Annotated in this window: 22 protein-coding genes and 1 pseudogene; 14 read left to right on the plus strand and 9 right to left on the minus strand. The window is 64.3% G+C overall.

Translation table 11 applies throughout. The annotated features are described in order from the left end of the window. The first annotated feature begins 52 nt into the window (after positions 1–52). A complete protein-coding gene (locus CQ007_RS12880; protein ID WP_105646233.1) occupies positions 53–616 on the plus strand; it encodes a nitroreductase in 564 nt (187 codons plus the stop codon). Here CQ007_RS12880 and CQ007_RS12885 read toward each other — a convergent pair. The 5 genes from CQ007_RS12885 to CQ007_RS12905 all read right to left on the minus strand — a co-directional run bounded on the left by CQ007_RS12885 (position 541) and on the right by CQ007_RS12905 (position 4113). Beyond that, positions 541–1929 carry a HAMP domain-containing sensor histidine kinase gene (locus tag CQ007_RS12885; protein ID WP_105646234.1) on the minus strand — a complete coding sequence of 463 codons (1389 nt, stop codon included), beginning with the start codon at positions 1927–1929 and terminating at the stop codon, positions 541–543. The genes CQ007_RS12880 and CQ007_RS12885 overlap by 76 nt on opposite strands. 5 nt (positions 1930–1934) lie before the next feature. Then, positions 1935–2324, minus strand: coding sequence for a periplasmic heavy metal sensor (locus CQ007_RS12890; protein ID WP_105646235.1), 390 nt, complete (start codon positions 2322–2324; stop codon positions 1935–1937). 389 nt (positions 2325–2713) lie between these two features. Beyond that, positions 2714–3370 carry a response regulator transcription factor gene (locus CQ007_RS12895; RefSeq protein WP_105646287.1) on the minus strand — a complete coding sequence of 219 codons (657 nt, stop codon included), beginning with the start codon at positions 3368–3370 and terminating at the stop codon, positions 2714–2716. Positions 3371–3384: 14 nt separating this feature from the next. Further along, entirely contained in the window at positions 3385–3792 is a 408-nt protein-coding gene (locus CQ007_RS12900) for a hypothetical protein (RefSeq protein ID WP_105646236.1), read from the minus strand. Positions 3793–3810: 18 nt separating this feature from the next. After that, positions 3811–4113, minus strand: coding sequence for a YciI family protein (locus CQ007_RS12905; RefSeq protein WP_105646237.1), 303 nt, complete (start codon positions 4111–4113; stop codon positions 3811–3813). Between the two features lie 125 nt (positions 4114–4238). Between CQ007_RS12905 and CQ007_RS12910 the strand changes: the two genes are divergently transcribed. From CQ007_RS12910 to rluB, 6 genes and pseudogenes are all read left to right on the plus strand, one after another. After that, positions 4239–5105, plus strand: a complete 867-nt coding sequence (locus tag CQ007_RS12910) for a PHP domain-containing protein (protein ID WP_105646238.1) — start codon at positions 4239–4241, stop codon at positions 5103–5105. A gap of 63 nt (positions 5106–5168) precedes the next feature. Beyond that, positions 5169–5801 (plus strand): L-threonylcarbamoyladenylate synthase, encoded by a 633-nt coding sequence (locus CQ007_RS12915; RefSeq protein ID WP_105646239.1) that lies wholly within the window; start codon positions 5169–5171, stop codon positions 5799–5801. 89 nt (positions 5802–5890) lie between these two features. Next, entirely contained in the window at positions 5891–7111 is a 1221-nt protein-coding gene (locus tag CQ007_RS12920) for a tryptophan--tRNA ligase (protein ID WP_105646240.1), read from the plus strand. A gap of 155 nt (positions 7112–7266) precedes the next feature. After that, positions 7267–7980, plus strand: coding sequence for a ScpA family protein (locus CQ007_RS12925; RefSeq protein WP_177424353.1), 714 nt, complete (start codon positions 7267–7269; stop codon positions 7978–7980). Further along, positions 7961–8680: an SMC-Scp complex subunit ScpB gene (scpB, locus tag CQ007_RS12930; protein ID WP_105646242.1), complete on the plus strand. Its 720-nt coding sequence runs from the start codon at positions 7961–7963 to the stop codon at positions 8678–8680. The genes CQ007_RS12925 and scpB overlap by 20 nt, the downstream gene beginning before the upstream one ends. An 83-nt stretch (positions 8681–8763) precedes the next feature. Next, positions 8764–9754: pseudogene (rluB, locus tag CQ007_RS12935) on the plus strand (23S rRNA pseudouridine(2605) synthase RluB); the annotation flags it as partial. A 171-nt stretch (positions 9755–9925) separates the two neighbouring features. On the opposite strand, the gene CQ007_RS12940 reads toward rluB, so the two are convergent. From CQ007_RS12940 to CQ007_RS12955, 4 genes are read right to left on the minus strand one after another with little or no spacing between them, the layout of a single operon-like run. Continuing rightward, on the minus strand, positions 9926–10669 hold the full coding sequence (locus tag CQ007_RS12940; protein WP_105646244.1) for a YciK family oxidoreductase: 744 nt from the start codon (positions 10667–10669) through the stop codon (positions 9926–9928). Then, positions 10662–11345: an HAD family hydrolase gene (locus CQ007_RS12945; RefSeq protein WP_105646288.1), complete on the minus strand. Its 684-nt coding sequence runs from the start codon at positions 11343–11345 to the stop codon at positions 10662–10664. Before CQ007_RS12945 ends, CQ007_RS12940 begins: the two co-directional genes overlap by 8 nt. Next, on the minus strand, positions 11345–12046 hold the full coding sequence (ubiG, locus tag CQ007_RS12950) for a bifunctional 2-polyprenyl-6-hydroxyphenol methylase/3-demethylubiquinol 3-O-methyltransferase UbiG (protein WP_105646245.1): 702 nt from the start codon (positions 12044–12046) through the stop codon (positions 11345–11347). The genes CQ007_RS12945 and ubiG overlap by 1 nt, the downstream gene beginning before the upstream one ends. Continuing rightward, complete coding sequence (locus tag CQ007_RS12955) at positions 12036–13397, minus strand: TRZ/ATZ family hydrolase (RefSeq protein WP_105646246.1); 1362 nt, start codon at positions 13395–13397, stop codon at positions 12036–12038. The genes ubiG and CQ007_RS12955 overlap by 11 nt, the downstream gene beginning before the upstream one ends. A 96-nt stretch (positions 13398–13493) precedes the next feature. Between CQ007_RS12955 and mtnA the strand changes: the two genes are divergently transcribed. The 7 genes from mtnA (at position 13494) to cmk (ending at position 23660) form a co-directional block, all read left to right on the plus strand. Next, positions 13494–14522, plus strand: coding sequence for an S-methyl-5-thioribose-1-phosphate isomerase (gene mtnA / locus CQ007_RS12960; protein WP_105646247.1), 1029 nt, complete (start codon positions 13494–13496; stop codon positions 14520–14522). Positions 14523–14704: 182 nt separating this feature from the next. Beyond that, the gene (gyrA, locus tag CQ007_RS12965; RefSeq protein WP_105646248.1) at positions 14705–17329 is read left to right on the plus strand and encodes a DNA gyrase subunit A; all 2625 of its coding nucleotides are present in this window, start codon (positions 14705–14707) and stop codon (positions 17327–17329) included. Positions 17330–17337: 8 nt separating this feature from the next. Continuing rightward, the gene (serC, locus tag CQ007_RS12970; RefSeq protein WP_105646249.1) at positions 17338–18423 is read left to right on the plus strand and encodes a 3-phosphoserine/phosphohydroxythreonine transaminase; all 1086 of its coding nucleotides are present in this window, start codon (positions 17338–17340) and stop codon (positions 18421–18423) included. 6 nt (positions 18424–18429) lie between these two features. Further along, positions 18430–19527, plus strand: a complete 1098-nt coding sequence (gene pheA / locus CQ007_RS12975) for a prephenate dehydratase (RefSeq protein ID WP_105646250.1) — start codon at positions 18430–18432, stop codon at positions 19525–19527. Between the two features lie 89 nt (positions 19528–19616). Beyond that, the gene (gene hisC, locus CQ007_RS12980; RefSeq protein WP_105646251.1) at positions 19617–20729 is read left to right on the plus strand and encodes a histidinol-phosphate transaminase; all 1113 of its coding nucleotides are present in this window, start codon (positions 19617–19619) and stop codon (positions 20727–20729) included. Next, the gene (locus CQ007_RS12985) at positions 20722–22971 is read left to right on the plus strand and encodes a bifunctional prephenate dehydrogenase/3-phosphoshikimate 1-carboxyvinyltransferase (protein WP_105646252.1); all 2250 of its coding nucleotides are present in this window, start codon (positions 20722–20724) and stop codon (positions 22969–22971) included. The genes hisC and CQ007_RS12985 overlap by 8 nt, the downstream gene beginning before the upstream one ends. Then, positions 22968–23660, plus strand: coding sequence for a (d)CMP kinase (gene cmk / locus CQ007_RS12990; protein ID WP_105646253.1), 693 nt, complete (start codon positions 22968–22970; stop codon positions 23658–23660). Before CQ007_RS12985 ends, cmk begins: the two co-directional genes overlap by 4 nt. Positions 23661–23791 lie beyond the last annotated feature (131 nt).

Consider the following 23791-nt stretch of genomic DNA (forward strand, 5'->3'; position numbering starts at 1 on the left):
GGGATCGACTTTGCTATGCTGCGCAACTCATGTTTGTGGAGTCTTGATGATAATGGACGCACTGAGTGCATTGCACAACCGGGTTTCCATGCCGCGCCTGACCGGACCGGCACCTACGCCGGAGCAGCAGCAAGCGCTGTTCCAGGCCGCCTTGCGAGCGCCGGATCACGCCTGGCTGCGGCCCTGGCGGTTTCTGGTGCTGGAGGGGGAGTCGCTGGAGCGCCTGGGGGATCTGTTCCACGCCGCGGCGTTGGCGAAAACCGGCGATCCGACCGCCGAGGCGGTACAGCGCTCGCGCAGCCTGCCGTTGCGCGCGCCGCTGATGATCATCGCCATCAGCAGCCCCAAGCCGCATCCCAAGGTACCCGAACAGGAGCAGGACATGTCCTGCGCGGTCGCCGTCGGCAACATGTTGGTCGCCGCCCATGCCATGGGGCTTGGCGCGGTCTGGCGCACCGGGGAGCCGGCCTACGACCCGCTGATCCGGGAGGGGCTGGGGTTGGCAGCCGGGGAGAAGATCATCGCCTTCCTGTATGTCGGTCAGTCCGCCGGTGAAGGCAAGACGGTGCCGGCGCTGGACTCGCGGGACTTCTTCCGCCGCTGGCCGGGCAACTGACCGCTGCGGGGCAGATACAGGCATGCCCGCAGGCCGCCGTGGTCGCCGCAGGTGAAGGTCAGGGTGCCGCCATGCCGTACCACCGCGCGGCGGGCTATGGCCAGCCCCAGGCCGTGACCGCTGTCGGCCGGCTGGCCGGGTACCCGGGCGAAGGGCTCGCCGAGCCGTGCCAGCCATTCATCGGGCACGCCGGGGCCCTGGTCGGTGATCACTACCGAGCAACCCAGCGCATCGGCGTCCAGGTTGACGGTGATGCGCCCATGTTCCGGGGAGAAGCGCAGCGCATTGCGCAGCAGGTTGTCCAGCGCGCTGGAGAGCTGGTCCGCCCAGCCGTGCAGTTCGCAGCCGGTGGTACCGTGGATTTCCAGGGTCTGGGTGTCGGCGGCGAAGCGGGCATCTTCCACGGCGGCACTGACCAGTTCATCCAGCCGGAACGGGGCGGCCGGCATGTCCCGCGCATCGAGCCGGCTGAGCGTAAGGATATCGCCGATCAGGCTGTCCAGGCGGCTGCACTCACGGTCCAGTCGGTTCCACAGCGGGTCATCCGCCGCCAATCCCTGTTTGCTGCCCAGCGCCAGGCCGATGCGTAGCCGGGCGAGCGGCGAACGCAGTTCATGGGAAATATCGCGCATCAACTGATTCTGGCTGTTCAGCAGGCTCTGTACCCGGTCGGCCATGCTCTGGAACCGGCGCGACAGTTGGCCGATCTCGTCCCGGCGGCGACCGATGCGCGCCAGTGCCCTGGCATCGAAGCGTCCTTCGGCCAGCTCCTCGGCGGCGACCCCGAGCTTCTGCAGTGGGGCGGTCAGATAGCGGCTCAGCAACAGGCTCAACAGGGCCAGCAGCAGCATGACCATGGTGATGTTGGAGAGCATGGCGAGGGGCGTGCGCTGCCAGCGGAACAGTTCCTGTGCCGGGACGTGCAGCAGCAGTTGATAGGAAGCCTGCTCGGAGTCCCAGGCCAGTTGGAACAGCCGCCCGTGGCGGGTACGTTGCTCGCCGCCGGTGAGGTTCGGCGCCTCGTATCGAGGCAGGGTGGGCAGGGTACCGCGGATCAGGCGCTGGCCCTGGCTGTCGAACAGTTCGGCACGCAGGCGATGCCGTTGCTGCTGGCGTTCCAGCCATTGCTGGGCGGCAGCCGGACCCTGGCGTTCATAGACGGAAACCAGTTGCTCGCTGAAGTCGCGTAACTGGGGGTGGAACTGCAGCAGCAGCCAGTCCTGCTGCAAGGTGCGGCTGATCAGAAAGCCGGAGCCACCCACCAGCAGGGTGGCCAGCCAGAGAACGGCGAAGACTTTCCAGAACAGCCGCATGGGCCTTAGTTGCTCTTGGCGTCGGCTTTGTCGGCCGCTGCGCGTTCACCGCGATGCGGACGACCCTTGCGCTCATGGCGCTCCTGCATGTGTTTTTTCATCTTCTCGCGACGGTTATCGCGCAGTTCCTGCAACTTGGTACGCTGCTCGTCGGTGAGGATGGCGTCGACTTTCTGCTGTTTTTCGTCACGCAGGGCCTTCATCTTCTCGAACTGCTCGGTATGCACCGCACGCAGTTGTTCCTGTTGCTCGGCGGTCAGTTGCAGTTCACTGGCCAGTCGCTCCAGGTGTTTCTGGTGATGCTTGCCCATCTCGGCTGCATCGGGTGCGGCCAGTGCGGCGCCGGCGGTAGCGGTGGTCAAGGCGAACAGGCCTGCGATCAGGATCTTTTTCATGGCTGTAGCTCCAGGTTGCGGCAGGCCGGTGGATCCGGCCATTGTAGTGTCGGCTCCCGCTTCATTTGCCACCGCGTTGCTGCGTCAAATCGCGCCAGGCTAGGCGTGGGGCGCAGGCAATGGTTATTCCCTTGCCAAGTCCCGCAACGACGCATGGCGCGATTTGACGCGCAACCCGAAGGGCCGGGCCTGTTTTTGCGCGATGCTGCGTTACTCGTCGTTCATTTGGAATAACCAAATCTCTCTCCTCGCGCCTTGCCTCGCGCAAAAACAGGCGCCGGCGCGGTGGCAAATGAAGCGGGAGCCGACACTGAGCAGTCTACCCAATAGGGTGTCAGCTAACGCCGGTGCTTGGTAAAGGCAGTGTAAAGGCTTGTCAACCGTATAGATCAACCATACAGATAGCCCCGCCCACGCACCGACTGGATGCGATTGCGGCCATCCGGGTGCATGCCCAGCTTGCGTCGCAGGTTGCTCATGTGCATGTCCAGGCTGCGATCATAGGGACCCAGCGGTTTGCCCAGCGCCTGGCGTGACAGCGTCTGGCGGTCGATCAGTTGGCCGGGGTGTTCCAGCAGTTCGCGCAGGATCAGTGCCTCGGTCTGGGTCAGCGGTAGCAGTTCGTCCTGCTGCCAGACCATCAGGCTGCCGGTATCCATGCGGAGGTCACCGACCTGCAGGGTCTGGTCATCGGCTGTGGGCGTGCTGCGGCGCAGCAGAGCGCGCAGCCGGGCGACCAGTTCGCGTGGGTCGCAGGGCTTGGCCAGATAGTCGTCGGCGCCCAGTTCCAGGCCGAGAATGCGGTCCACCGGCTCGCCCCGGGCGCTGAGCATCAGCAGTGGGGTATTGCAGGTCTGGCGCAGCGCACGCAACACCTCCAGGCCATTCATGCCGGGCAGCATCATGTCCAGCACTATGGCCTCGTAGTTGCCGTCGCGGGCCGCCTCCAGGCCGGCGGTGCCGTCATGCACGCTGGTCAGGCTGAAACCTTCGGCCTGCAACCAGGAACCCAGCAGTTCGCAGAGTTCCTGGTCATCATCGATCATCAGGATGTTCTGTTTCAATTGAGCCACATGTCGCGTTTACGGCGGCCACCGAGCTGTGCCAGCAACCAGCCGGCCAGCAGGCTGACCGCTACCGTACTGGCACCGACGATGAACCACTTGCGTTGCTGTTCCTCGCGACGGCTGTCGGCCAACTGTTCCATGGCTGCCAGGCGGTCGCGCAGGGCGAGGTTCTGTTCGGTCAGTTGTTCGACCTGGGTGTTGTCGACGCCCTGGGCCAGCTCGTCAGCCAGGCGTTGGCGCTCGGCCTCGACCTTGGCCAGCTCGGCCTGCAGGGTACCGATATCCTGCTCGCCCTCGACGGCTGCTTCCTGTTCTACCGGGGTATCGGCTGGTTGGGCCAGCAACGGCAATGGCAACAGCAGGATGCCGAGCAACGGCAGCATCGAGGGGCGGATGGACATTCTGGCTCTCCTCATGGCTCAAGCCGGCAGGACGCGTTTGAAAGGCTTTACCAGTACCTGGTCATATACGCCGGCAGCGATATAGGGATCGGCATCGGCCCAGTTGCGCGCTTCCTCCAGGGAGGCGAACTCGGCCACTACCAGGCTGCCGGTGAAGCCGGCGCTGCCGGGATCATTCGAGTCGATGGCTGGATGCGGGCCAGCCAGCAGCAGGCGGCCCTGGTCCTGCAGTTGCTGCAGACGGGCAAGGTGTGCGGGGCGGGCTGCCAACCGAGCGTCGAGGGTGCCTGGGGCGTCGCTGGCCATGATGGCATAGAACATATCGTTTCCTTAATTGGCGGTTACAAATGGGCAATAGCGGTAACTTATGCCATTCGGTTAGGTGTTGTCAGTGTCCAGACGGCATAATAGCCAAATTCTTTCATCGAATGAGCAGGGGCTGTTGAGTGTTGGTAGATCTGCACATGCACAGTACCGCTTCGGATGGTGTTCTGACACCGGCCGAGTTGATGGCGCGTGCGGCGGCAGCCGGGATCGATCTGCTGGCGCTGACCGATCATGATTGCATCGATGGCCTGGTCGAGGCACGGGACGCCGCCGCCCGGCACGGCATGCGCTGGATCAGCGGCGTCGAGCTGTCGGCACAGTGGCAGGGGCATACCGTGCACGTGCTGGGTTACGGCTTCGATATGCAGGCGGCGGGGCTGCTGGAGGCGCTGGATGCGGTGCGTGACGGCCGTTGGCAACGCGCCGAGCAGATTGGCGATCGGCTGGCAGCCAAGCGCATGCCCGGTGCGCTCGAGGGTGCCCTGGGGATACAGCAGGCTACCGGTAGCGACCCACACAGTCCGCCGGCGCGTCCGCATTTTGCCGACTGGATGGTGCAGGCCGGCCATGTGCGCGATCGCGCCGAGGCCTTTCGCAAATGGCTGGGTGCCGGCAAGCTGGGTGATATCAAGCAACATTGGCCGACCTTGCCGGACGCCGTGCAGCAGTTGCGTGGCGCCGGCGGCGTCGCCGTGCTGGCCCATCCCTGGCATTACGGCTTCACCCGCGCGCGCCTGCGCCGCCTGTTGCGCGATTTCGCCGAGGCCGGCGGTCGCGGCATCGAGGTGTCCAATGGCAAGCAGGCTCCCGAACAGGTGGCGGTGCTGGCGCACATGGGCACCGAGTTCGGCTTCCTGGCCAGCTGCGGCAGTGATTTCCATCACCCGGACGCACCCTGGATGGCGCTGGGCGCGATGACGCCGCTGCCGGCTACCTGCGTTCCGCTGTGGAGCGATGCCCGCTTCGCCGAGGGGGTATCGGCGTGAGCGCGACTCGACGCGCCGTCTGCAGTTCCCTAAACTTCAGCAAAACAGAATGAGAATGCAGCCGTGAGCCAATATTTCCAGATTCACCCGGACAACCCGCAAGCGCGTTTGATCAGTCAGGCGGTGGAGATCATCCGCAGCGGCGGAGTGATCGCCTATCCGACTGACTCGGCCTACGCGCTGGGCTGCCACCTGGGTGACAAGAACGCACTGGAGCGCATTCGCCGCCTGCGCCAGTTGGATGACAAGCACAACTTCACCCTGGTGTGCCGGGACCTGTCCGAGCTGGGCGTGTATGCCAAGGTCGACAACGCCACCTTCCGGCTGCTGAAGAACAATACCCCGGGCCCCTATACCTTCATCCTGCATGCCACCACCGAAGTGCCCCGGCGCCTGCTGCACCCCAAACGGCGTACCATCGGCCTGCGCATACCGGGCCACCGGATCACCCAGGCGTTGCTGGAAGCACTGGGCGAACCGCTGATGAGCGTGACCCTGATGCTGCCGGGGGAGGATCTGCCGCTGACCGATGCGGAGGATATCCGTGACCGGCTGGACAAGCAGGTCGACCTGATCATCGATGGGGGTGCCTGCAACATCGATCCGACCACCGTGGTGGCGCTGCTCGATGGCGAAACCGAGGTGCGCCGCATCGGCCTCGGTGATCCCGAACCCTTTGGTGTCAGCCGTGACTGACGCTGGTCGTGCCGGCAGCCACCTGCTGCCGGCTGACGATATAATAACGACTGCCAACATGACGTATCACAGACAATCAGGAGTTTCCCTTGAGTTCCGTTGAATCCCAGCGCCGGGTAGTGTCCGGCATGCGCCCCACCGGTCGCCTGCACCTTGGTCATTATCACGGCGTGCTGAAGAACTGGGTAAAACTGCAGCATGAGTACGAGTGCTTCTTCTTTGCCGCCGACTGGCACGCGCTGACCACGCTGTACGAAACCCCGCAGGATATCGAGCAGAACGTCTGGGACATGATGATCGATTGGCTGGCGGCGGGTGTCAGTGGCACCTCGGCGACCATGTTCATCCAGTCCCAGGTGCCTGAGCATGCGGAACTGAACCTGTTGCTGGGCATGTCCACGCCGCTGAGCTGGCTGGAGCGGGTACCGACCTACAAGGATCAGCAGGAGAAACTGCGGGAGCTGGACCTGGCTACCTACGGCTTCCTCGGCTATCCGCTGCTGATGAGCGCCGACATTCTGGTCTACCGTGCCGGCCTGGTGCCGGTGGGTGCCGACCAGCTGTCCCACGTCGAGATCACCCGCGAGCTGGCGCGCCGCTTCAACCACCTGTATGGCAAGGAGCCGGGCTTCGAGGACAAGGCGCGGGCGGCGATCCAGAAGATGGGCAAGAAGGCTGCCAAGCTGTACAGCAACCTGCGTACCGCCTACCAGCAGCAGGGCGATGCCGAGGCGCTGGATACCGCCCGGGCGCTGCTGCAGGAGCAGCAGAACATCACCCTGGGTGACAAGGAGCGTCTGTTCGGCTACCTCGAAGGTGGCGGCAAGGTCATCCTGCCCGAGCCCCAGGCGCTGCTGACCCCGGCGTCGAAGATGCCCGGCCTGGACGGGCAGAAGATGTCCAAGTCCTACGGCAACACCATCACCCTGCGCGATACCACCGACGAGGTCAGCGAGAAGATCCGTCGCATGCCGACCGACCCGGCCCGGGTGCGGCGCACCGACCCGGGTGACCCGGACAAGTGCCCGGTCTACCAACTGCACCTGGTGTACACCGACCAGGCCACCCATGACTGGGTCAACCAGGGATGCCGCAGCGCCGGCATCGGCTGCCTGGACTGCAAGAAACCGGTGATCGACGCCATCTGCACCGAACTGGCGCCCATGCAGCAGCGCGCGGCGGACTATGAGAGCAATCCCGATGCGGTACGCCTGATCCTCAGCGAGGGCGCCGAGCGTGCCCGCGAGGCGGCCCGCGATACCCTGGTCGAAGTGCGCCAGGCCATCGGCCTGAGCTACCGCCGCAGCTGATGACCGCCCGAGAGCCGGAGCAGCTTGCCGTCGCCGCCAGCGCAGCGGCGCAGCCGGTTGCCCCGGCTCCGGTGCAGCAGGAACTGCCGCTGGCCATCATCAACGGCCAGCCGCTCACCGAACTGCCACAGGACCTGTACATTCCCCCGGAGGCACTGGAGGTATTTCTCGACGCCTTCGAGGGGCCGCTGGACCTGCTGCTGTACCTGATCCGCCGGCAGAACCTGGATATCCTCGATATCCCGGTAGCCGAGATCACCCATCAGTACATGGGCTATGTCGAGCTGATGAAGGCAGTGCGCCTGGAGCTGGCCGCCGAGTATCTGGTCATGGCCGCGATGCTGGCCGAGATCAAGTCGCGCATGCTGCTGCCGCGCCAGGAGCAGCAGGCCGAGGAAGAGGATGACCCGCGCGCCGAGCTGATTCGGCGGTTGCAGGAGTACGAACGTTTCCGCCACGCCGCCGAACAGCTCGACGCGCTGCCCCGGGTCGGGCGCGACATCGCCCTGGCCGCTGCCGCACCGCCGGCACTGGAGGCGCGCAAGGCACATCCGGAGGTCAGCATGGAGGAGCTGCTGCTGTCGCTCAGCGAGGTGCTGCGGCGTGCCGACATGTTCGAAAGCCATCAGATCAGCCGCGAAGTGCTGTCCACCCGCGAGCGCATGGCCGATGTGCTGGAGCGTCTCAAGGGCGGACAGTTCGTGCCCTTCATCAGTCTCTACAGTCTCGAGGAGGGCAAGCTCGGGGTGGTGGTGACCTTCATGGCGGTGCTCGAGCTGGTCAAGGAGCAACTGATCGATCTGGTGCAGACCGAACCCTTCGCAGCCATTCACGTCAAGGTAAAAGGCGATGTCACAACCAGCGCTTGAACGGATTCTCGAGGCGGCACTGCAGGCCGCCGGCAAGCCTTTATCTCTGGAACGCATGCGCGACCTGTTCGATGAAGATCGCGCGCCCTCGCAGGGCGAGTTGCGCCAGGCGCTGGAGCGGCTGGCCGAAGACTGCGCCGGGCGCTCGGTCGAGCTGCGCGAGGTGGCCAGTGGCTGGCGCCTGCAGGTGCGCGACGACTATGCGCCCTGGGTCGGCCGGCTGTGGGAAGAGCGCCCGCAGCGCTACTCCCGGGCACTGCTGGAAACCCTGTCGCTGATCGCCTACCGCCAGCCCATCACCCGGGGCGAGATCGAGGATGTGCGCGGTGTTGCGGTGAGCAGCCAGACCATCCGCACGCTGCTCGAGCGCGAGTGGGTCAGGGTGGTGGGGCATAAGGACGTACCGGGGCGCCCGGCGATGTATGCCACCACCCGGCAGTTTCTCGATTACTTCAACCTGCGCAGCCTGGCCGAACTGCCGCCGCTGGCGGAGTTGCGCGAACTGGTCGAGGAAGAGCTGCCGGCCCCGGCGGCACCGTCCGAGCCAGCCAGCGAGACGGCTGCCTGGATTCCGATGGAGCCCTTGGCGGCGGATGAGCCGGACGCTGGTGGTGACTTCAATGCGCTGCTGGACGAGCTCAACGCCATGGAAACCGATCTGAAGACCGACTTCGACGACCTCCTGCCCGAGGACGAATGACCGCGCGTCCGGCTGGCTGCCGGGCGGGCAGGGTGCTATTCTGCGCAACCACAAATGATCCATCACACCGGGAGGTGCCACGCATGACAGACCAACCCCTCAATCCCGAGCAGGAAGAGATTCCCGCCGCCGGGGAAAAACTCCAGAAAGTACTGGCCCGCATGGGTCTGGGTTCACGCCGCGAAATCGAAGGTTGGATCGGTGCCGGTCGCGTCACCGTCAACGGTGAAGTCGCGCAGCTGGGCTGCCGGGTCGACAGCCTGGACCAGATCATGGTCGATGGCCGTCCTCTCAAGCGTGACCTGAATACCGAAGTGGTGCGCCGGGTACTCATCTATAACAAGCCCGAAGGCGAAGTCTGCACCCGCGATGACCCCGAAGGCCGTCCAACCGTATTCGACCAGTTGCCACGTCTGAAGCAGGGCCGCTGGGTCAATGTCGGTCGTCTGGACATCAACACCAGTGGCCTGCTGCTGTTCACCACCGATGGTGAGCTGGCCAACCGGTTGATGCATCCATCCTGGCAGATGGACCGCGAATATGCGGTGCGGGTCATGGGCGAGATCGACGACGAGATGATCGAGCGGTTGAAGGATGGCGTCATGCTCGAAGATGGTCCGGCCAAGTTCTCCGACGTGGTCAGTTCCGGCGGCGAAGGCATCAACCGCTGGTTCCACGTATGCCTGCTCGAAGGTCGCAACCGGGAAGTGCGCCGGCTCTGGGAATCCCAGGGCGTCCGGGTCAACCGGCTCAAGCGGGTGCGTTTCGGACCGGTGTTTCTCGGCCCCGAGCTGCCAGTGGGCCGCTGGCGGGAAATGAAGCAGAACGAACTGGATATCCTCAGTGAGGAAGTCGGCCTCAAACCGATCCGGCTGCCGGAGACCAGCGTCGCCGAGAAGGAAAAGCAGAAACGTCAGGCACGCAAGCCCTCGATGCACCAGGCGCGCGTTGTGCGCCAGAGCAAATTCAAGGGCAGTGACCGTACCCGCAAGTAGTACCTCTCACTCGTCATCCGTCACCTCTCGGCATCCTTCGTCTTCCCGTCATCCCCGGCCTTCGCCGAGGATGACGGGAAGCGGTTGGCCTGCAGGGTTGGGCCGACCGTCGGTTGCCATGGATGGCAACCGCGAGCTTACAGGGAAGTATTCACAGCGTGTCGGCACGGCCCTGCAGGCCAACCGCTTCCTTGCAGAAGAATCCCACAAACACCCGGGCGAGTTGGTGTAGCTCCGCCTGCGGCTGCCTTCAGCCCCGCGCGTTCAGCGCCTGGCCATTGACCTTCTTGCTTTCAGGCCCCAGCAGATACAGGAATACCGGCATGATCTGTGCTGGCTCCGGGTTGTTCTCCGGTTCCTCGGCGGGGTAGGCGGCCTTGCGCATGGCGGTGCGGGTGGCGCCGGGGTTGACGCTGTTGACCCGTATCTCGCTGGTGCCTTCCTGCTCGTCCGCCATTACCTGCATCAACCCTTCGATGGCGAACTTGCTGACCGCATAGGGCCCCCAGTAGGCGCGGGCCTTGCGGCCGACGCTGGAGGAGACGAACACCACCGAGGCGTCGGGGGCGGCGCGCAGCAAGGGCATCATGGCCTTGGTCAGGGCGAACGGGGCGTTCACGTTGACCTGCATCAGCTGCTGCCAGGCCTCGTTCTTGACGCTGTCGAGCAGGGTGCGGGGGCCGAGCAGAGCGGCGTTGTGCACCAGGCCATCGAGCTTGCCGAAGGTGTCGAACAGCTGGTCGGCGAGATCGTCGTAGTCCTTCTCCGCCGCGGTTTCCAGGTTCAGCGGGCAGATCGCCGGTTGTGGATGGCCGGCTGCCTCGATCTCATCGTAGACCGCTTCCAGCTTGCTCAGCGTGCGGCCCAGCAGGACTACGGTAGCGCCGTGGGCGGCGCAGCTCAGGGCGCAGGCGCGGCCGATGCCGTCACCAGCGCCGGTAATCAGAATGACACGTCCCTGCAGCAGATTCGGTGGGGCGCTGTAGTCAAACATGGGATAACTCCTGTGTCCGTTGCTGCTCCAGCCAGGGGCGCAGGGCAGCGGCGTTCTCGATACTGTAGTTGGCGTTCCATTGCTGCGGATCATCGCCCTCTGGCAGGTAGCCGTAAAGGGCGGCCACGGTGCGCATGCCGGCGGCGCGCCCAGCCTGGATATCGCGTAGATGATCACCGACGAAGACGCTGCGGGCGGGGTCGACACCGATCTCGGTGCAGGCCTTGAGCAACGGCTCGGGGTGCGGTTTGCCATGCTTGACCTGATCCGGGCAGACCAGGCTGGCGCAACGCCCGGCCAGGCCGGTGGCTTCCAGCAGCGGGATGCTGAAGCGGCTCAGCTTGTTGGTCACCACGCCCCAGGGCAGGCCTTCGGCATCCAGCCAGTCGAGCAGCTCGGGAATGCCGGGGAACGGGCGGGTGTGCACGGCCAGCTGGCGCTGATAGCGTTCCAGGAAGTCATCGCGCAGTTCGCCGAACTTGTCATGCTCCGGGGTGATGGAAAAGGCCGCGCAGAGCATACCGGCGGAGCCGTCGGACACCGTGGAGCGGATCAGGTGCAGTGGTGAGTCGGCCAGCCCGCGATCCTGGCGCATGCTGTGGATGATCGCCAGGAAGTCATCGACCGTATCCAGCAGGGTGCCATCCAGATCGAACAGTACACTGTCGAGCATGATCAGTCTCCGCGCTGGCAGTGGACCATGTAGTTGACGTCCACGTCGGCGGCCAGCTTGTAGTGCCGCAGCAGCGGATTGTAGGTCAGGCCGATGATGTCCTGCATGTCCAGCCTGGCTTCCCGTGACCATTTGCCCAGCTCGGCCGGGCGGATGAACTTGGCGTATTCATGGGTGCCACGCGGCAGCATGCGCAGCAGGTACTCGGCACCGACGATGGCGAAGGCGAAGGATTTCGGGTTGCGGTTGATGGTCGAGAAGAACACATGACCGCCGGGCTTGACCAGCGTGGCGCAGGCGCGGATCACCGAGGCCGGGTCGGGCACGTGCTCGAGCATCTCCATGCAGGTGACCACATCGAAGCGGCCGGGGTGCAGTTCGGCCATTTCCTCGGCGGTGCATTGCTGGTAGTCGACCTCGACGCCGGACTCCAGCTGGTGCAGCCGGGCCACCGCCAGGGGCGCCTCGCCCATGTCGATGCCGGTGACCCGCGCTCCGCGTTGGGCCATGGCTTCGGCGAGAATGCCGCCGCCGCAGCCGACATCCAGCACTTCCTTGCCGGCCAGCGCCGCCTTGTCGTCAATCCAGTTGGTGCGCAGTGGATTGATTTCGTGCAGCGGCTTGAATTCGCTTTCGCGATCCCACCAGCGGCTGGCCAGAGCCTCGAATTTGGCGACTTCCGCCCGATCGACGTTAAGCGTCATGTTGATCCCCTTGTTGAATCTGCCTGGCCCATGCCTGGGCCCTGGCAATCAGTGTGTTCTGCTCGATACCGGTCAACTGCCGATCGCGCACGGCCTGCCGACCGGCGACCCAGACATCGGTCACCTGCGCCGCGGAGCAGGTATGGAGTAATTGGGATACCGGCTGGTAGACCGGCTGATGAGCGATGCCGGACAGGTCCACGGCTACCATGTCTGCAGCCTTGCCCGGCTCCAGTGAGCCGGTTTCCTCGCTCAGGCCCAATGCCCTGGCTCCGGCCAGTGTAGCCATGTACAGCGCGGCGTGCGCGTCCAGGGCAGTGGGTGTGCCGGATACCGCCTTGGCCAGCAGCGCGGCACTGCGCAGCTCTTCGAGCATGTCCAGATCATTGTTGCTGGCCGCACCATCGGTGCCCAGCGCCACGTTGATGCCGGCATCCAGCAGCCGCTGCACCGGGCAGAAGCCGCTGGCCAGTTTCATGTTGGACTGCGGGCAGTGAATGACCGAGACCTGGTGCTCGCTGAGCAACTGCAGATCCTGCTCATCGACCTGGGTCATGTGCACCGCCTGCAGCCGTGGGCCGAGCAGGCCCAGTTGGTGCAAACGCTGCAGCGGACGCTGGCCGGTCTGGCGCACGGCCTCGGCAACCTCTCCGGCGGTTTCGTGCAGGTGCATCTGCACCGGCAGCTCCAGCTCGTCGCTCAGCGTGCGCACCTGGGCCAGTGTCGCGTCGCTGACGGTATAGGGCGCATGCGGGCCGAAGGCGAGGCTGATCAGGTTGTGATGGCGGTACTCGTCATGCAACTGCAGGCCGGTGGCGATGGCTTCGTCGCGATTGCGTGCACCGGGTATGGCATTGTCGATCAGCGGGAAGGCGATCTGCGCGCGAATGCCCAGTTCCTGCGCCACGCGGGCGGTAACCTGGGGGTAGAAATACATATCGGAAAAACAGGTGGTGCCGCCCAGCAGCATCTCCGCGATCGCCAGCTCGCTGCCGCACTGCACGAAGGCACCATTGACCCAGCGTGCTTCGGCCGGCCAGATATGCTGCTGCAGCCAGGTCATCAGCGGCAGGTCATCGGCCAGGCCGCGAAACAGCGTCATCGCCGCATGCCCGTGGGCATTGATCAGGCCGGGGATCAGCACGTGCTCAGGCAACTCGCGGCGTTCGCGCGCCTGTATCGTGGCGGTCGCGCTGAGTGGCACTATGGCTACGATGCGCCCCTGATGCACGGCCACTGCATGCTGCTCCAGCACCTGGCGTGCCGGCACCACCGGTACTATCCAGCGGGGGATGACCAGCAGGTCCAGTTCGTCGGCGAGTGAATGCAGTGGCAAATCGTTCTGTCTCATGGCTGGCAGTATACCTGCTGGCCTTTGTTGCGGGCAGCGACATTCGTTCGCAGGTCAGCAGACAGGGTATAATGGCGTTTTCCGCTGGAGTCGTTCATGCAGTTTCAATCCCAGGTCGCCGAACAGAGCGGCGTGCAGGCCATGGAGTGGTGTGGTAGCCATCTTCGTATTCTTGATCAGCGCTACCTGCCCGGCCAGCAGGTCTGGGTCGAATGCAATGATGCCGCCGAAGTGGCCGAGGCCATCGAGCTTGGTGTGGTCCGCGGCGCGGCGGCGGTGGGTATTGCCGCGGCCTATGGTATCGCTCTGGCCGCCCAGCGCATCGGTCACACCGATGACTGGGCCGCAGCGCTGGAGATCGACTTCACTCGGCTCGGCCGCAGTCGCCCCTCGGCGGCCAACCTGGCCTGGGCGCTGCGCATCATGCATGACCGGCTGCGCCGCCCCGGGGCGGACGTGCCGGAGCAGTTGGCCCAGGCGGCGATAAGCATCCAGATCAGCGATCTGGAAGCCAACCGGACCATGGCACGGCTTGGCATGCAACTGATTCGTCGGCACCAGCGCCAGTCGCAGCGGCTGATGACGCTGGGCAACGCCGGTGCCCTCGCTGGCGGTGGCTACGGCAGTGCCCTGGGCGTGATCCGTGCGGCCCACGGTGCCGGGCTGGTGGAGCAGGTGTATGCCTGCGAAAGCCGGCCAGGGGATACTGGTGAGGTGACCGCATGGGAGCTGGCGCAGGACCAGGTGCCGGTGATATCGCATGTCGACAGTGCGGCCGGGCAACTGATGAGATTGGACAATCCGAGCTGGGTGGTGGTGGGGGCCGAGCGCATCGCCGCCAACGGCGACGTCATCAACACTGTGGGTACCTACACGCTGGCGGTACTGGCCATGCATCACGGTCTGCGCTTCATGGTGGTGGCGTCCAGCTCGACCATCGACCTGACCCTGGAATCCGCCGATGAACTCGACCTCGCCAGCGAGGCGCTGGAGCAGGGCATGCAGCCGCTGCTGGATGTAACCCCGGCAGATCTGATCGATGTGATCGTCACGGAAAAAGGTATCGTCGAGCGCCCGGATGAGAGCAGGATTGCCGATCTGCTGAGTCATCGGCGCCTGCATTGACATTCCACGGAGCCGCGGGTCTGTTGGAGTGTGAAACGCCCCACGGCATTGTCTTTCAACTCCCGTCGGGCCCCGCAGTGTGGTATCATTCGCGGCTTTGATCCGGTCCCGACAGGGCCTCGTTCCGCGTTGCATACGCATTGGCACCGTCAGGGCGCCAACAATAAAAGGAATGCCGTTTCATGGGTGAACTGGCCAGAGAAATTCTTCCAGTCAATATCGAAGATGAGCTGAAGCAATCGTACCTTGACTACGCCATGAGCGTGATCGTCGGGCGGGCACTGCCTGACGTGCGCGACGGCCTCAAGCCGGTGCACCGTCGGGTGCTGTTCGCCATGAGCGAACTGAACAACGACTGGAACAAACCGTACAAGAAGTCCGCCCGTGTGGTCGGTGACGTGATCGGTAAATACCACCCCCACGGCGACTCGGCGGTGTACGACACCATCGTACGCATGGCCCAGCCATTCTCCCTGCGTTATCTGCTGGTCGATGGCCAGGGTAACTTCGGTTCGGTGGATGGTGACAGCGCAGCGGCCATGCGTTACACCGAAATCCGCATGACCAAGCTGGCCCATGAACTGCTGGCCGACCTGGACAAGGAAACCGTGGACTGGGTGCCCAACTACGACGGCACCGAGCAGATCCCCGAAGTATTGCCGACCAAGGTGCCCAACCTGCTGGTCAACGGCTCCAGCGGTATTGCCGTGGGCATGGCGACCAATATTCCGCCGCATAACCTGACCGAGGTCATCAACGGCTGCCTGGCGGTGATCGCCGATCCGACCATCGGCATCGACGAACTGATGGAGTATATCCCCGGCCCCGATTTCCCCACCGCCGGCATCATCAATGGCCGGGCCGGTATCGTCGAAGCCTACAAGACCGGGCGTGGCCGCATCTATGTACGCGCCCGTTGCGAGATCGAGGACATCGACAAGGTCGGTGGCCGCCAGCAGATCATCATCAACGAACTGCCATACCAGGTGAACAAGGCCAAGCTCATCGAGCGCATCGCCGAGCTGGTCAAGGAGAAGAAGCTCGAGGGTATATCCGAGCTGCGTGACGAGTCCGACAAGGACGGCATGCGCGTGGTCATCGAGCTGCGCCGTGGCGAGGTGGCCGAGGTCATCCTCAACAACCTGTATGCCCAGACCCAGATGCAGAACGTGTTCGGCATCAACGTGGTCGGTCTGCTGGATGGCCAGCCGCGGATTCTCAATCTCAAGGAACTGCTCGACGCCTTCATCCGTCACCGCCGCGAAGTGGTGACCCGGCGCACTGTGTACGAGCTGCGCAAGGCGCGCGAGCGTGGTCATATCCTCGAAGGCCAGGCAGTGGCGCTGTCCAACATCGACCCGGTCATCGCGCTGATCAAGGCCTCACCGTCCCCGGCTGAAGCCCGTGAACGCCTGCTGGCCGAAGCCTGGGAGCCGGGCGCGGTGATCGAGATGGTCGAGCGCGCCGGTGCCGACAGCTGCCGCCCGGATGAGCTGCCCGAGCAGTACGGTCTGCGTGATGGTCGCTACTATCTGTCGCCGGAGCAGGCCCAGGCCATCCTGGATCTGCGTCTGCACCGCCTGACCGGTCTGGAGCATGAGAAGCTGCTCACCGAGTATCAGGAAATCCTCACCCAGATCGGCGAGCTGCTGCGCATCCTCAACAGCGAAGAGCGGTTGATGGAAGTGATCGTCGAAGAGCTGGAACACATCAAGACCAGCTTCGGCGACGAGCGTCGCACCGAAATCGTCGCCTCGCGCATGGATCTGAGCATCGCCGATCTGATCACCGAGGAAGACCGCGTGGTGACCATTTCCCATGGCGGCTATGCCAAGAGCCAGCCGCTGTCCGACTACCACGCCCAGCGTCGTGGCGGGCGTGGCAAGGCAGCCACCGGCGTCAAGGACGAAGACTACGTATCGCACCTGCTGGTCGCCAACAGCCATACCACGCTGATGCTGTTCTCCAGCAAGGGCAAGGTCTACTGGCTGAAGACCTACGAGATTCCGGAGGCCTCGCGCACCGCCCGTGGCCGTCCGCTGGTCAACCTGTTGCCGCTGGATGAGGGTGAGTACATCACCACCATGCTGCCGGTGGAGGAGTACACCGAGGGCTGGTTCGTGTTCATGGCCACCGCCAACGGCACGGTGAAGAAGACCCCGCTGCCGCAGTTCAGTCGCCAGCGCACGGTCGGTCTGATCGCGCTGGACCTGGACGAGGGCGATACGCTGATCAGTGCCGCGCTGACCGACGGCAGCAAACAGGTCATGCTGTTCTCCGACGGTGGCAAGGTCACCCGTTTCGAGGAAACCGACGTGCGTGCCATGGGGCGTACTGCCCGTGGTGTACGGGGCATGCGTCTGGCCGAGGGCCAGCGCCTGGTGTCCATGCTGATTGCCGAGGAAGGGACGCAGATTCTCACTGCCTCCCAGCACGGCTACGGCAAGCGTACCCCGGTGGAGGATTTCCCGCAGTACAAGCGCGGTGGCCAGGGTGTCATCGCCATGGTCAGCAACGAGCGCAACGGCCCGCTGGTCGGCGCCGTGCAGGTGATCGACGGTGAGGAAATCATGCTGATCTCGGACCAGGGCACCCTGGTACGTACCCGGGTATCCGAGGTTTCCAGCCTGTCGCGTAATACCCAGGGCGTCACCCTGATCAAGCTGTCCAATGGTGAGAAGCTGGTTGGCCTGGAACGGGTGCAGGAGCCTTCTGACGAGGAAGGCGAGGAAGACGCAGAAGAGTTTGGCGAGACCGATGCCGGCGTAGCTGAAGACAGCGCCGGAACCACTGACGATCAGGAGTAGAGGCGAAGGTGAGCAAGCGACTGTTCAATTTCTGTGCGGGCCCGGCTGCGTTGCCGGAAGCGGTGCTGCAAACGGCCAGGGACGAGCTGACGGACTGGCAGGGCAAGGGCCTGTCGGTCATGGAAATGAGTCACCGCAGCGATGAGTTTGTCGGTATTGCCGAGCAGGCCGAACAGGACCTGCGCGACTTGCTGACCATTCCCTCGGACTACAAGGTGCTGTTCCTGCAGGGCGGTGCCAGCCAGCAGTTCGCGCAGATTCCGCTGAACCTGATGGGGGAAGACGGCAGCGCGGACTATATCGACACCGGTATCTGGTCACGCAAGGCCATCGAAGAGGCGTCCCGTTACGGTCACGTCAACGTCGCCGCTTCGGCCAAGGGCTATGACTACTTCGCCATTCCCGGTCAGAACGAGTGGCAGCTGTCGGACGATGCGGCCTATGTGCACTACACACCCAACGAAACCATTGGTGGTGTGGAGTTCAGCTGGATACCCGAGGTGGGTGACAAGCCGCTGGTGGCCGATGTGTCTTCCGACATCCTGTCGCGGCCGCTGGATGTGTCGCGCTTCGGTCTGCTCTACGCCGGTGCGCAGAAGAACATCGGCCCCAGCGGGCTGGTAGTGGTCATCGTCCGTGAGGACCTGCTGGGCAGGGCGCACAGCAAGTGCCCGACCATGCTCGACTACAATGTCGCGGCGCAGAACGGTTCGATGTACAACACGCCGCCGACCTTCGCCTGGTATCTGTCGGGCCTGGTGTTCAAGTGGCTCAAGGAGCAGGGCGGCGTGGAAGGCATGGCGCGCATCAACGATGCCAAGCAGCGCAAGCTGTATGCGGCAATCGATGCCAGCGAGCTGTACAGCAACCCGATCAATATCGCCGACCGTTCGTGGATGAACGTGCCCTTCCGCCTGGCCGATGACCGCCTGGACAAGCCGTTCCTGGCTGGGGCCGAGCAGCGTGGCCTGCTGAACCTGAAGGGCCATCGTTCGGTCGGCGGCATGCGCGCCTCCATCTATAACGCAGTGCCGGAAGCGGCAGTGGATGCGCTGGTGGCCTACATGGCCGAATTCGAGAAACAGCACGGTTGAACAATCATGTCAGATGAAGCGCAACTCAAGGCCCTGCGCAACCGTATCGACTCGATCGACGAGCGGATACTGGAGCTGATCAGCGAGCGTGCCCGCTGTGCCCAGACGGTGGCCGAGGTCAAGCAGAAATCGCTGGTCGAAGGCGAGCAGGCGGTGTTCTACCGGCCTGAACGGGAAGCCTGGGTACTCAAGCACATCATGGAGCTGAACAAGGGGCCGCTGGACAACGAAGAGGTGGCGCGGCTGTTCCGCGAGATCATGTCCGCCTGCCTGGCCCTGGAGGAGCCCGTACGGGTCGCCTATCTCGGGCCGGAAGGCACCTTCACCCAGGCGGCTGCGCTCAAGCACTTCGGGCATTCGGTGCACAGCGTGCCGATGGCGGCGATCGACGAGATCTTCCGTGAGGTCGCCGCCGGGGCGGTGCACTTCGGTGTGGTGCCGGTGGAGAACTCCACCGAAGGGGCGATCAACCACACGCTGGACAGCTTTCTCGAGCATGATCTGGTGATCTGCGGCGAGGTCGAGCTGCGCATCCATCACCATCTGCTGGTCGGGGAGAACACCCGTACCGACAAGATTTCCCGAGTCTATTCCCACGCCCAGTCGCTGGCCCAGTGCCGCAAGTGGCTGGATGCGCATTACCCGAACATCGAGCGGGTGGCGGTGGCGAGCAATGCTGACGCCGCGCGCCGGGTCAAGGGTGAGTGGAACTCGGCGGCGATCGCCGGGGACATGGCCTGCGAGCTGTATGGCCTGACCTGCATCGCCGAGAAGATCGAGGACCGCCCGGATAACTCCACGCGGTTCCTGATCATCGGCAATCAGGAAGTGCCGCCGACCAGTGATGACAAGACCTCCATCATTGTGTCGATGAGCAACCGCCCGGGTGCGCTGCATCACCTGCTGCAGCCGTTCCATGACAATGGCGTGGACCTGACCCGCATCGAAACGCGCCCCTCGCGTAGTGGCAAGTGGACCTATGTATTCTTCATCGATTTCTTCGGTCACCAGCATGATCCGTTGGTCAGGGATGCGCTGGAGAAGATCCGCGATGAGTCCGTAGGGCTGAAGATCCTTGGTTCCTACCCCAAGGCGGTACTTTAACTGTAGCGACAGGCTGCAAGCGGCAAGCTGCAAGCGGTTCGGCAGATGGTGTTGCTTGTGGCTTGCCGCTTGAAGCTTGAGGCTTTGTCATGAGTTGCGATTTCCTCAGCCTGGCGCTGCCGGGTGTGCAGAAGCTGTCCCCCTACGTGCCCGGCAAGCCGGTGGAAGAACTGGCCCGGGAGTTCGGTCTCGATCCCGCCGAGATCATCAAGCTGGCCAGCAATGAAAACCCCCTCGGTCCGGCGCCAATGGCGCTCAAGGCGATCCAGCAGGCGCTGCCGGAGCTGACCCGTTATCCCGATGGCAACGGTTTCGTCCTGAAGCAGGCATTGTCCCAACGGTTCGGTTTCGACCTGTCTATGATCACCCTCGGCAATGGCTCCAATGACGTCATTGAGCTGATCGGTCGGGCCTTCGCCATGTCCGGTACCGAGGTGGTGTTCAGCCAGCACGCCTTCGCCGTCTACCCGATCGTCACCCAGGCGGTCGGCGCGACCGCCGTGCAGGTGCCGGCGCGCGACTGGGGCCATGATCTGGAAGCGATGGCCGCGGCGGTCACCCCGGCCACCCGCCTGGTGTTCATTGCCAACCCGAACAACCCGACCGGCACCTGGGTCGAGCGTGCCGAGTTCGAGGCGTTCATGGACAGGGTGCCGGAGCAGGTGCTGGTGGTGCTGGATGAGGCCTACACCGAATACGTGATGGCTGAGGACGTGCTCAACGGTTTCGATTACATCGACCGCTATCCCAACCTGATCGTCAGCCGTACCTTCTCCAAGGCCTACGGCCTGGCGGCGCTGCGGGTCGGTTACTGCATCAGCCATCCAGAGGTGGCCGATGTGCTCAACCGGGTGCGCCAACCGTTCAACGTCAATAGCCTGGCCATGGTGGCTGCGGTCGCCAGCCTGGAAGATGACGCCTATCTGGCGGAAAGCCGTCGGGCCAACCGCGAGGGCATGCTGCAGCTGGAGCAGGGCTTCCGTGAGCTGGGGCTGGAATGGATCGCCTCGCGGGGTAACTTCATTGCCGTGGACCTGGGTCGCGATGCTGGGCCGGTCTTTCAGGGCCTGCTGCGTGCCGGGGTTATCGTGCGGCCGGTAGCCGGCTACGAGATGCCCAACCACCTGCGGGTTTCCGTCGGCCTGCCGCAGGAGAACAAGCGTTTCCTCGAGGCATTGGCCGGAGTGTTGGCCGGTGAGTAGACGGGTCACCACAGTGTCATCCGGAGCGCCGATAATCGGACGCCTGGCAGTGATCGGCCTGGGTCTGATCGGCGGCTCCTTTGCCAGGGGCCTGCGCCAGTCGGGTCTATGCCGCGAAGTGGTGGGCTGCGACCCGGACCCGGCCACGCAGCAATTGGCGATCTCGCTGGGCGTCGTGGATGTGATGACCGACGACCTGGCCACGGCGGTGCAGGGCGCGGAGCTGATCCTGCTGGCGGTGCCGGTGCTGGCCATGCAAGGCGTACTCGAGCGGCTGGCAGCGCTGGACCTGGGGCAGGCGGTGATCACCGATACCGGCAGCACCAAGGGTGCCGTGGTCGAGGCGGTGCGCGCCGCGTTCGGCCATCTGCCCCCGCGTTTCGTGCCCGGTCATCCGATCGCCGGCTCCGAACGCAGTGGCGTGGAAGCCGCCGACGCCGGGCTGTTTCGCCGGCACAAGGTGATCCTTACGCCGTTGGAGGATACCGACCAGTCAGCGTTGGCACTGGTGCGGCGCGCCTGGCAGGCGCTGGGTGCGGATGTCGAGGATATGCCGCTGGAGGATCATGACGAAGTCCTGGCGGCCACCAGCCATCTGCCGCACCTGCTGGCCTTCTCGCTGGTGGATACCCTGGCCTCGCGCAGCGAAAACCTGGAGATATTCCGCTATGCTGCCGGTGGTTTTCGAGATTTCACCCGGATCGCCGCCAGCGATCCGGTAATGTGGCGTGATGTGTTCCTGGCCAACCGCGACGCGGTATTGCGCAGCCTGGATGCCTTCACCCGTGATTTAAGCCGCTTGCGTGCGGCGGTCGAGGACGGTGACGCCAATACCCTGCTGGGGGTGTTCACCCGGGCCCGCTCCGCGCGCGAGCATTTCAGCAAGATATTGGCCCGCAGGGCATATATGGAACCCATGCAGACTCAATCTATCAATTTCATCGCCAGCCCCGGGGCCAACGTACAGGGTCGTATCCGTGTTCCGGGCGACAAATCCATTTCCCACCGCTCGATCATGCTCGGCTCCATCGCCGAAGGCGTGACCGAGGTCGAGGGTTTCCTGGAGGGCGAGGACAGTCTGGCCACCCTGCAGGCATTCCGCGACATGGGCGTGGTCATCGAAGGGCCGCAGCGCGGTCGGGTGACCATCAACGGCGTTGGCCTGCACGGCTTGCAGGCACCTCCGGGACCGATCTATGTCGGTAACTCGGGCACCTCGATGCGCCTGCTGGCCGGCCTGCTGGCAGGACAGGATTTCACCACCGAGCTGACCGGGGATGCTTCCCTGACCAAGCGCCCGATGGGCCGGGTAGCCAATCCGCTGGGCGAGATGGGCGCGACCATCGAGACCGGTGAGGGCGGCCGCCCGCCGCTGCGTATCCGTGGCGGGCAGAGCCAGCTCAAGGGCATGGATTACGTTATGCCGGTGGCCAGTGCCCAGGTCAAGTCCTGCCTGTTGCTGGCCGGCCTGTACGCTACCGGCAGCACCGCGGTGACCGAGCCGGCGCCGACCCGTGACCATACCGAGCGCATGCTCAAGGGCTTCGGTTATCCGGTCAAGGTGGAAGGCGCCAGGGTCACCATCGAGCCGGGCCACAAGCTGACCGGCTGCAAGATCGATGTGCCGGCGGACATCTCCTCGGCGGCCTTCTTCATGGTCGCTGCCAGCATTGGCGAAGGCTCCGATCTGATCCTCGAGCATGTCGGCATCAACCCCACCCGCATCGGTGTGATCAACATCCTGCGGGCCATGGGCGGTGATATCACCCTGAGCAACGAGCGTGAAGTGGGTGGCGAGCCGGTGGCCGATATCCGCGTGCGTTATGCACCGCTCAAAGGCATCGAGATTCCCCTGGACCAGGTGCCGCTGGCGATCGACGAGTTCCCGGCCCTGTTCATCGCCGCGGCCTGTGCCGAAGGGCGCACCGTGTTGCGCGGCGCCGAAGAGCTGCGGGTCAAGGAGTCCGACCGCATCCAGGTCATGGCCGATGGGTTGCAGACCCTGGGCATCAAGGCCGAGCCGACCCCCGACGGTGTCATCATCGAGGGCGGTGAGATGGGCGGCGGCACCATCGACAGCCACATGGATCACCGCATTGCCATGTCCTTTGCCATTGCCTCGCTGCGCGCCACCGGCGAGATCCGCATCACCGATTGCATCCATGTCGGCACCTCGTTCCCCGGGTTCATCGACCTGGCGAAGTCGGTGGGTATCGTGATCCGCCAGGAGGATAACGCGTGAGCGAGCAAGCGGTACCAGTCATCACCATCGACGGGCCCGGCGGCTCCGGCAAGGGCACCCTGGCGGGCATGCTGGCCGCGCGGCTGGGTTGGCACCTGCTGGATTCCGGTGCGCTGTACCGGTTGCTGGCCTTCGCCGCGCGCAACCATGGCGCCGATTTGACCAATGAGGAAATCCTCACCAGTCTGGCTGCGCACCTGGATGTGCAGTTCATCGTCGGCGAGGACGGCGACGAGCAGCGCATCATCCTCGAGGGCGAGGACGTCACCCGCGGCATCCGCACCGAGGCAACCGGTGCCGGCGCCTCCCAGGTGGCGGCGTTGCCTGCCGTTCGTCAGGCGCTGCTGGCGCGTCAGCAGGCGTTCCGCGAAGCCCCGGGCCTGGTGGCTGATGGCCGCGATATGGGCACCGTGGTATTTCCCGACGCCGAGCTGAAGATATTTCTCACCGCGAGTCCGGAAATCCGCGCCGAACGGCGCTACCGGCAGTTGCTCGAAAAGGGCGAAACTGCTAGTCTTGCGGGTCTTCTCGATGAGATTACTGCCAGGGACGAAAGGGATATGAACCGCAGCATCGCGCCATTACGGCCGGCTGAGGATGCCATCCTGATCGATTCCTCGCACATGAGCATCGAAAATGTACTTGAAACAGTGCAGACGGAAGCGCGCAAGCGCAACCTGCTGGGCTGATCAGGCGAGTCCTTTACCGGGTAACCAGCACCACCGGCAAAGGTGTAAATATAATCAACCCACGCAAGCTGGTGGCGTGGCGGGCAAGTCGGCTGCAAGGCCCGCGTTGAGCGGCCGTGCGGTTACTGCCT

This window comes from Pseudomonas sp. MYb185 (assembly GCF_002979975.1).
GTDB lineage: Bacteria > Pseudomonadota > Gammaproteobacteria > Pseudomonadales > Pseudomonadaceae > Halopseudomonas.

What these genes read in the sequence shown, in the direction of transcription:
- CQ007_RS12955 (WP_105646246.1), bottom strand. Translation starts at nt 13,397, where the DNA reads ATGAGACAGAACGATTTGCCACTGCATTCACTCGCCGACGAACTGGAC.
- gyrA (WP_105646248.1), top strand. Translation starts at nt 14,705, where the DNA reads ATGGGTGAACTGGCCAGAGAAATTCTTCCAGTCAATATCGAAGATGAG.
- CQ007_RS12880 (WP_105646233.1), top strand. Translation starts at nt 53, where the DNA reads ATGGACGCACTGAGTGCATTGCACAACCGGGTTTCCATGCCGCGCCTG.
- scpB (WP_105646242.1), top strand. Translation starts at nt 7,961, where the DNA reads ATGTCACAACCAGCGCTTGAACGGATTCTCGAGGCGGCACTGCAGGCC.
- CQ007_RS12940 (WP_105646244.1), bottom strand. Translation starts at nt 10,669, where the DNA reads ATGTTTGACTACAGCGCCCCACCGAATCTGCTGCAGGGACGTGTCATT.
- pheA (WP_105646250.1), top strand. Translation starts at nt 18,430, where the DNA reads ATGTCAGATGAAGCGCAACTCAAGGCCCTGCGCAACCGTATCGACTCG.
- CQ007_RS12900 (WP_105646236.1), bottom strand. Translation starts at nt 3,792, where the DNA reads ATGTCCATCCGCCCCTCGATGCTGCCGTTGCTCGGCATCCTGCTGTTG.
- CQ007_RS12890 (WP_105646235.1), bottom strand. Translation starts at nt 2,324, where the DNA reads ATGAAAAAGATCCTGATCGCAGGCCTGTTCGCCTTGACCACCGCTACC.
- CQ007_RS12905 (WP_105646237.1), bottom strand. Translation starts at nt 4,113, where the DNA reads ATGTTCTATGCCATCATGGCCAGCGACGCCCCAGGCACCCTCGACGCT.
- CQ007_RS12885 (WP_105646234.1), bottom strand. Translation starts at nt 1,929, where the DNA reads ATGCGGCTGTTCTGGAAAGTCTTCGCCGTTCTCTGGCTGGCCACCCTG.
- ubiG (WP_105646245.1), bottom strand. Translation starts at nt 12,046, where the DNA reads ATGACGCTTAACGTCGATCGGGCGGAAGTCGCCAAATTCGAGGCTCTG.
- CQ007_RS12895 (WP_105646287.1), bottom strand. Translation starts at nt 3,370, where the DNA reads ATGATCGATGATGACCAGGAACTCTGCGAACTGCTGGGTTCCTGGTTG.
- mtnA (WP_105646247.1), top strand. Translation starts at nt 13,494, where the DNA reads ATGCAGTTTCAATCCCAGGTCGCCGAACAGAGCGGCGTGCAGGCCATG.
- hisC (WP_105646251.1), top strand. Translation starts at nt 19,617, where the DNA reads ATGAGTTGCGATTTCCTCAGCCTGGCGCTGCCGGGTGTGCAGAAGCTG.